General features: G+C 70.9%; 5 protein-coding genes and 1 pseudogene. 2 read left to right on the top strand and 4 right to left on the bottom strand.

The window, feature by feature from the left end; translation table 11 throughout:
- Nucleotides 1-240 (bottom strand): annotated as a pseudogene (locus GH736_RS13565) (hypothetical protein); the annotation flags it as partial.
- A gap of 210 nt (nt 241-450) precedes the next feature.
- Nucleotides 451-1,500 carry a lipoate--protein ligase family protein gene (locus GH736_RS13560; RefSeq protein ID WP_159604139.1) on the bottom strand — a complete coding sequence of 350 codons (1,050 nt, stop codon included), beginning with the start codon at nt 1,498-1,500 and terminating at the stop codon, nt 451-453.
- Nucleotides 1,501-1,638: 138 nt separating this feature from the next.
- On the opposite strand from GH736_RS13560, the gene GH736_RS13555 reads away from it, so the two are divergent.
- The gene (locus GH736_RS13555; protein ID WP_159604137.1) at nt 1,639-2,280 is read left to right on the top strand and encodes a histidine phosphatase family protein; all 642 of its coding nucleotides are present in this window, start codon (nt 1,639-1,641) and stop codon (nt 2,278-2,280) included.
- Between the two features lie 6 nt (nt 2,281-2,286).
- Here the strand turns inward: GH736_RS13555 and GH736_RS13550 are convergent, their stop codons facing one another.
- Both GH736_RS13550 and GH736_RS13545 read right to left on the bottom strand, forming a co-directional pair.
- Nucleotides 2,287-3,522, bottom strand: a complete 1,236-nt coding sequence (locus tag GH736_RS13550; protein ID WP_159604135.1) for a glycoside hydrolase family 6 protein — start codon at nt 3,520-3,522, stop codon at nt 2,287-2,289.
- Between the two features lie 128 nt (nt 3,523-3,650).
- Nucleotides 3,651-4,499, bottom strand: a complete 849-nt coding sequence (locus tag GH736_RS13545) for an alpha/beta fold hydrolase (RefSeq protein ID WP_159604133.1) — start codon at nt 4,497-4,499, stop codon at nt 3,651-3,653.
- Nucleotides 4,500-4,760: 261 nt separating this feature from the next.
- Between GH736_RS13545 and GH736_RS13540 the strand changes: the two genes are divergently transcribed.
- Complete coding sequence (locus tag GH736_RS13540; RefSeq protein ID WP_235934198.1) at nt 4,761-7,697, top strand: TIM-barrel domain-containing protein; 2,937 nt, start codon at nt 4,761-4,763, stop codon at nt 7,695-7,697.
- Nucleotides 7,698-7,809 lie beyond the last annotated feature (112 nt).

Here is a 7,809-nt window from a genome sequence, read left to right as displayed (position 1 = left end):
GATGCCCTGGTCGCCGTCGCCGGGCACGGGCGCGGGGGCGGGCAGGCGACTCTGGCGGTCGAGCTCGACCTGGGCCTCGTGCTTGCGCGGCGCGAAGACCTCGTCGCCGATCATCATGACGCCGCCACCGCCGCCACCACGGCGGGTCTTGTCGGAGAGGTCGATCCAGCCGCGCCGCACCGCGAGCCCCACGAAGCCCGCGACGAGCACGGCGATGCCGAGCCAGATCCACCAATCCACCCGGCGATTCTACCCGGCGAGGATGAGCCTTCCTCGCGCCCGTTCACAGCCTCAGTCAGCGGCATCCGTCACCACCTGCGGATATACGATCCGCCACGCCGCAGTTTTACCCTGCAGACCGGCGCGCCCGATCGTATATCCGCAGATCGGGACAGCTCAGCAGCTCAGCAGCTCAGCAGCTCAGCAGTTCCGCAGGGCTGCGGCATCCGCTCAGGGCACGCGGTAGAGCCACTCGCGGGTCGCGAACTTCGACTCGACGAGCGCTTCCGCCTCGGCGAGCTCGTCGGCCGACACGGTGCCGGGCGTCGCGCCGTAGAGATCCGCGAACGTCTGCTTGAGGCTCTCGATGATCGCGGCGCGGCTCAGCCCCGTCTGCGAGCGCAGCGGGTCGACGCGCTTGGCGGCGGAGGCGATGCCCTTGTCGCTGATCTTCTCTCGGCCGATGCGCAGCACCTCGAGCATCTTCTCGTTGTCGAGGTCGTACGCCATGGTGACGTGGTGCAGCACGCCGCCCGAGCCGAGGCGCTTCTGCGCGGCGCCGCCGATCTTGCCGAGCGGGCTCGCGATGTCGTTGAGCGGCTGGTACGTCGCCTCGATGCCGATGCCACGCAGGCCCTGCAGCACCCAGTCGTCGAGGAAGGCGTAGGAATCGGCGAAGCTCATGCCCTGCACCAGCTCCGACGGCACATAGAGGGAGTAGGTGACGACGTTGCCGCGCTCCATCATCATCGCGCCGCCGCCCGAGATGCGTCGCACCACGTCGAAGCCGTACTTCTCGGCGCCGTCGGAGTCGACCTCGTTCTTCACCGACTGGAAGCTGCCGATCACCACGGCCGACTCGTCCCACTCCCAGAACCGCAGCGTGGGCTTGCGCCGCCCCTCGCCGACCCGGGTGGCGAGCACCTCGTCGAGGGCGAGGTGCAGGCGCGGCGGCACGGCCTCGTCGTGCACGATCTCCCACTCGTAGTTGGACCAGGTCGTGGCATCCGTCAGCGCCCGGCGCACCGCCACGGCGACGGCCTCGGCCGAGAATCCGAGCATGACCGCACCCTCGCGAAGGCTCGCCGTGATCGCCGCGGCGATCTGCTTGGCATCGGATGCCGCGGGCAGGCCGTCGAGCGCGGCGTCGATGTCGGCCAGCGCCTCGTCGGGCTCGAGGAAGAAGTCGCCCGCGACACGTGGGCTGCGGATGACGCCGTCGACCACGTCGAAGTCGACGACCACGAGCTTGCCGCCGGGAACCTTGTACTCACCGTGCATGTGGTCCAGCCTAGGGTCGCGCGCGGGTGCTTCGCCCGGTGCGCTGCGCGCCGCGGCCGGCACGGCCCGCCGTACGGGCGCTCGAAGCACCGCAAGCCGGACCGCCTACGATCGGAACAGGGAATCGGGGGTGTTCGGATGACGACGTTCTTCCTCGCGCGGCATGGCGAGACGGTCTGGCACGCGGAGCATCGGTACGCCGGCAATTCGAATGTCGGGCTCACGCAGCGCGGCCTCGGACAGGCCGCCGCCCTCGGCGCCTGGGCCGCCGAGGCGCGGCTGGACGCCATCGTGGCCTCGCCGCTCGGACGAGCCCGTCGGTCGGCGGCGCCCGCCGTCGAGACGACCGGTCTCGAGCTCCGCATCGACGAGCGTCTCGTCGAGATCGACTTCGGGGCGGCCGAGGGACTCACGCCCGACGAGATCGCCGAGCGCTTCCCCGACGAATGGCAGGCCTTCATGCGCGCGCCGGCGAGCAGCCCGCTGCCAGACGGCGAGCGCGGTCGCGACGGCATCGCGCGAGCCCTCCCCGCCCTCGACGACCTGGTCGCCGAGTTCCCCGAAGGACGGGTGCTCATCGTGGGCCACGCGACGCTCATCCGACTGCTGTTCTCCGAGCTGGCGGGCATGGATCCCGACGGATACCGCGATCTGCTGCCCGTGCTCGGCAATTGCCACCTGACGACGATCGAGTATCCGTGGGCCACCGAATCGCGCGCGATGCATCACCCGCGCATCCGCCTGCTCGGGTTCGACGTGCCGCCGTGGCGGGCGATCTGACTCCCGCTAGGGGGTGACCGCCGGCACCGCGTTGGCGATCAGCTCATCGGCCATCTCGGGGAACCACTGCCCGGCGGGCGGGTCCACCATGCCGCGCTCGGGGTCCTCGGGGCCGGGCGTGCCGCGCAGGCACTCGCCGTCGGACTCGCCGGGCACCTTCACCCACAGGTAGGCGTCGATGAACTCGTCGCCCGTGTCGGTGGTCGGGCGCAGGCCGAGCCCGCGGTCGGGCGGGTTGCACCACACCTGCGGGTCGGGATAGACGGCCGTGGGCGTCCACGGTCCGACGCCGTTGCGGCTCGTGTCGACCACGAAGTGGGCCTGCGCGGCGGGGTCGCGCGTGACGCCCGTGTCGGCGTACGCCTGGTCGTAGGCGGCATCCGTCAGGCCCCAGGTGGAGAAGTCGCCCGGGCTCGCGGGGTAGTACTGGCTCGCGCACCACTCGGGCTGCCACCACGAGTTGACCGAGAGGTTGATGCAGTCCGAGATCCACGTGCCGAACTTCTCCTGCCGTTCGGTCGTCTCGTAGTTGGAGACGTTGAGGAAGAACCCGTCGGCTCGCTCGACCCCGGCCTTGATGAGCCGGTCGCTGATGTCGCCGACCCCGAGCCACGCGGAGTGCGTGCCGTCGAGGTAGACGGCCGTGTTCGGCAGCGCGGCGAAGGCGTCGACGGCGTGGTTCAGCATCGAGAAGCGGTCGGATGCCGCGGTGGCCGCGTCGGCCTCGGGGGGCTGGCACCACTCCTGCTGGCCGTTGACCGTCGTGTACCACGGGATGATGCCGAGGCCGTCGGGCTCGAGGATGACCACGGCGTCCTTGTTGCCGATGCCCTTGGCGAAGCCGTCGATCCACGCGGCGTACTCGGCCGCCGAGGTCGCCCCGCCCGCCGAGTACTGGGCGCAGTCGCGGAACGGCAGGTTGTAGGCCACGAGCACGGGGACCTGCTTGGCGGCGTGGGCCGCGGCGACGACGCGCTTCACGTCGCGCTTGGCCTCGTTGGGCGTGCCGCCGTTGATCCAGGTCGCGCTCGGGAACGAGCCGAGCAGGAGCGCGTCGGCGCGGGCGTCGCCGCTGAGCGAGGCGGCGGCCTCGAGCGTGGTGCTCGAGGGGTTGGTCCAGAGTTCGGCGTCGGGCGCGAGCACGTCATTGGCGGCCTGCGCGGGTGTCGCGGCCAGCAGGGCGAGGGCGAGGGCCGCGGCAGCGCCGAGCGCCGTTCGCCTCGCGAGGGATGGAAGCTGCATCGGTTCCTCCGGTGGTCGGCGTCGACCGTGATCGACGGCGGTGTCGAATGTGAGAGCGCTCTCACGAGCGATCCGAGTACCAGACTCGTCCTCCGCCAGGCCCCTGTCAAGACCCTGTCGTATCGCCGTCAGTCGGTGGCGAACCGCTCGTCGAGCCATCGGATGAGATCGGCCCGGACCTCGTCGCGGTTCGTCTCGTTGAAGACCTCGTGCCGGGCGCCCTCGTAGACGATGAGCGTCGCATCGACGAGGTGCGCACGGCGGACGTAGTCCTTCAGCAACGCCCTCGCGCTCCGCTCCCCCGCCACCGGGTCATCGGAGCCGATGAGGATGAGCAGCGGCAGCTCGGCCGGGATGCGCTTCGACGGCCGAGTGATGAGCGAGAACGACTGCGGCCAGCCGAACAGCTGCTGGAGCGTCCGATCCGTCGTGTGCGGATCGGCCACCCATGCCTCGGCGACGGCCGGGTCGCGGCTGAGCCACTCGACCTTCGTGCCGTCGGGGCGCGCGAAGCGCTTGTTGAGGTCCCCGATGTTCGTGTACCCGAGCTGCAGCCAGGCCGTTCCGGAGAGCACCACCGCGTCGTACCGATCGGGATGGTGGTTGACGACGTGCTGCGTCATGAAGGAGCCCCACGAGTGCCCGAGGATGACGAGCGGCACCTCGTCGCCCTCGGTCTCGCGGATGACCTCCCCGAAGCGCTCGACGCCGGCGATCGCCGCGCGCATGCCGCCCGGTCCGGGCCGGCCAAGCCGCTCGAGATCGCCGCCGTGCTGGTCGACGCCGGTGCGGCCGTGTCCGCGATGGTCGTCGGCCCACACGGAGTAGCCCGCGGCGTTCAGGGCTTCGATGAGCTCGCCGTAGCGGCCGATGTGCTCGCCGATCCCGTGCGCGAGCTGCACCACCGCCGTCGGCTCGGGCACCCGCCACGACTCGTAGTGGATGCGGATCCCGTGCGCGTCGGTGAACGTGGGCATGCGGCCATTGTGGCAGCACACGAGGCGGCTGCGGCGACGAGATCCCGCCGGAGGCGGCGCTCCGGCCGAGGCGACGGTGGCCACGCGTCCGGGGCACGACGGACCGCGCGGGGGCACTCCACCGGCGACACGCCGTCCCCACGCGAAAACGTCATCGAAATCCGCTGAATCCCTTGACCAGGGTGAAACAAGACTGATCTTATATGAGCGTTCCTGCGCCCTTCAAATCACTATCAATCATTCTGGTGAAAGCGAGCAACGATGATCCTCCACCGAACACCACCTCCCGGAGGGCGCCGCAGAACGGCGCTCGCCGGTGTCTGCGCGCTCGTCGGCGCGGGCCTCCTCGCGACGGCCGGCGTCTCCCCGGCCCTCGCTGCGACGCAGATGACGACCGCCGCGGGCAGCACCGCCGCCGCGGCATCCGGAACCGCCGCCCCGTCGGCCACGACGCCGATCACCCCCAAGGCCGTCACGCCCGAGGTACCCGTGGACCCCGCGGGCACGCCGCTCGGCGCCGTGTCGACGGTCGAGCAGGACGGCGCGAGCGTCACCCTGTCGGCCGAGCACGGCGCCATGCGCATCACGTTCCTCGACGACCGCACGTTCCGCCTCGAGGCGGACCCGAGCGGGAGCTTCACCGACCCGGCGAACACGCCCCAGGGCGACCCGGCCCGCACCGCCGACATCGTCGTCGGCGACGACACCTTCGACGGCGCCGACGTGGCCGTCACCGGAACCGAGTCCGACAGCGGCTCGATCGCCATCGCCACCGCCGACGTCACAGTGACGATCGACCGGGCCACCGGGCAGTCCTCGGCCACCCGCGCCGACGGCACGGTCATCTGGTCGGAGACCGCGCCGATCACGTTCGGCGCCGCGTCGGCGACACAGCACCTGGCGCCGATCGACGGCGAGCAGTTCATCGGCGGCGGCATGCAGAACGGCCGGTCGGTGCACACCGGCGCGACGATCAACATCGCGCGCAACTTCGACTGGGACGACGACGGCTACCCGAACGCGGTGCCGTACTACATGTCGTCCAACGGGTACGGCGTGCTCCGCAACACCTTCGCGCGCGGCAGCTACGACTTCGCCGCGCACACCACCACGCACGAGGAGCGCCGCTTCGACGCGTACTACTTCGTGGGCGACTACAAGGCATCGCTCGAGTCGTACACGCAGCTCACCGGCCGACCCCTGCTGCCGCCGGTGTACGCCCTCGAGTACGGCGACGCCGACTGCTACAACCGCTCGAACCCGGGCTACAGCTCGTCGGGCTACGGTGACCCGCAGAACACGAAGCAGCGCACCCCGCAGGCCCTGAACATCGCGAAGCAGTTCGTCGAGCAGGACATGCCGGCGGGCTGGATGCTCGTGAACGACGGCTACGGATGCGAGTACCAGCAGCTGCCCGAGACGGTGGACTCGATCGAGGACCAGACCGACCTGAAGGTCGGCCTCTGGACCCAGCGCTCGCTCACCAACCAGGAGTTCGAGGTCGGCGAGGCCGGCGTGCGCCTGCGCAAGCTCGACGTGGCCTGGGTCGGCTCGGGCTACCGCCAGGCCCTCACCGGCTGCGAGGCCGCGCACGACGGCATCGAGCAGTACTCCGACGCGCGTGGCACCGCCCTCATGGTCGAGGGCTGGGCCGGCGCCCAGCGCTGCGGCATGCAGTGGACGGGCGACCACAGCGGCAACCTCGACGCGGTGCGCTGGCAGGTCTCGGCGCTCACCGGTGCCGGCAACTCGGGTCTGGCGTTCACGACCGGTGACGTCGACGGCATCTTCGGCGGCTCGGCCGAGAGCTACGTGCGCGACCTCCAGTGGAAGGCCTTCGCGCCCGCGCTGTACTCGATGAGCGGCTGGGCCCAGACCGACAAGCGTCCGTGGCTGTACGGCGACGAGGCGACCGCGATCAACCGCGAGTACCTCCAGCTCCGCCAGCGGCTGATGCCCTACGTCTACTCGCTCGCGGAGGAGTCCCACCGCACGGGCGTGCCCATGATGCGGTCGGTCGCGCTCGAGTACCCGAGCGACCCCGGTGCCTACAGCGTGGAGGCGAACAACGAGTTCCTGCTCGGCGACGACTACCTCGTCGCACCCGTCTTCACCGACACCGACGTGCGCAACGGCATCTACCTGCCCGCTGGCGACCAGTGGGTCGACTACTGGACCGGTGCCCTGCACGAGGGCGGCACGGTGCTCGACGGACACCCGGCGCCGCTCGACCGGATGCCGATCTTCGTGCGTGCCGGCGCCGTGATCCCGCAGGGCGTGCTCGAGCGCAACGCGTCGCTCGTGCCCGAGGACGCGCCCATCACGCTGGTGACCTACCCGCAGGGCGAGTCGGAGTTCGCGCTCTACGAGGACGACGAGGTCACCCGTGCCTATGCCGACGGCGAGTCGAGCACGCAGCGGTTCACGGTCGACGCGCCGAAGGCGGGCAAGACCGGCACGGTGAAGATCGAGCTCGGGACGCGCGACGGCGACTACGACGGCAAGGCCGACGCGCGGCCGTACCGGGTCGAGGCGCACACGGGCTCGGAGCCCAAGCTCGTGAAGCTCGGCAGCAGGACCCTCCCGCGCGTCGACGACGCGGCGGCCCTGGACGACGGCCCCGGCTGGACGTACGAGGCCGACCGGGCCGGCGGCGTCGTGCTCATCTCGACGGGCGAGATCGCCTCCGACGCATCCGCTCGCCTCACCCTCACCGCCACGAGCGGCGTGGGCGGACAGGAAGCGGATGCCGCCGCGGCATCCGTCGCGGTCGAGCTCGCCGATCGGGTGTTCCAGGGGGAGCAGACCACCGTGACGGCGACGTTCCGCAACACCGGCACGAAGGCGAAGGCCGACGTGGTGCTCACGCCCGCGGCGCCCGAGGGCTGGACGCTCGTCTCGGCGACCGGCGACCACGCGGGCACCGTGAAGAAGGGCGGCGAGGCCACGGCCGAGTTCACCTTCGAGGTGACGGATGCCGCGGCCGCCGACCTGCAGACGGTCACCGTCACGGCGGCGTACACGTCGCAGCGGCAGCCGCGCACGGTGTCGGGGGCGAACCAGCTCTACGTCGCCTTCGGATCGCTCGCGGGCGCGTTCAACGCCGTGTCGATCACCGACCTCGCCACCGCGAAGGCCGGCAACTTCGACGGCGGCGGCGCCTCGTTCTCGGCCGGCTTCGATGAGCTGGGTGCGTGAGCGGTACCCGCCCGGCGGCGGCCCACGAGCGTGGTCGTGCTGTTCTCGATCCTCACCAACGGCATCCTGCTGCGACCGCAGAACATCTCCAACCTGGTCGTGCAGAACGGCT

This window comes from Agromyces humi, assembly GCF_009720255.1.
In the GTDB taxonomy this organism is placed as follows: Bacteria; Actinomycetota; Actinomycetes; order Actinomycetales; family Microbacteriaceae; genus Agromyces; species Agromyces humi.
This window is presented reverse-complemented; position numbering and strand designations above follow the sequence as displayed.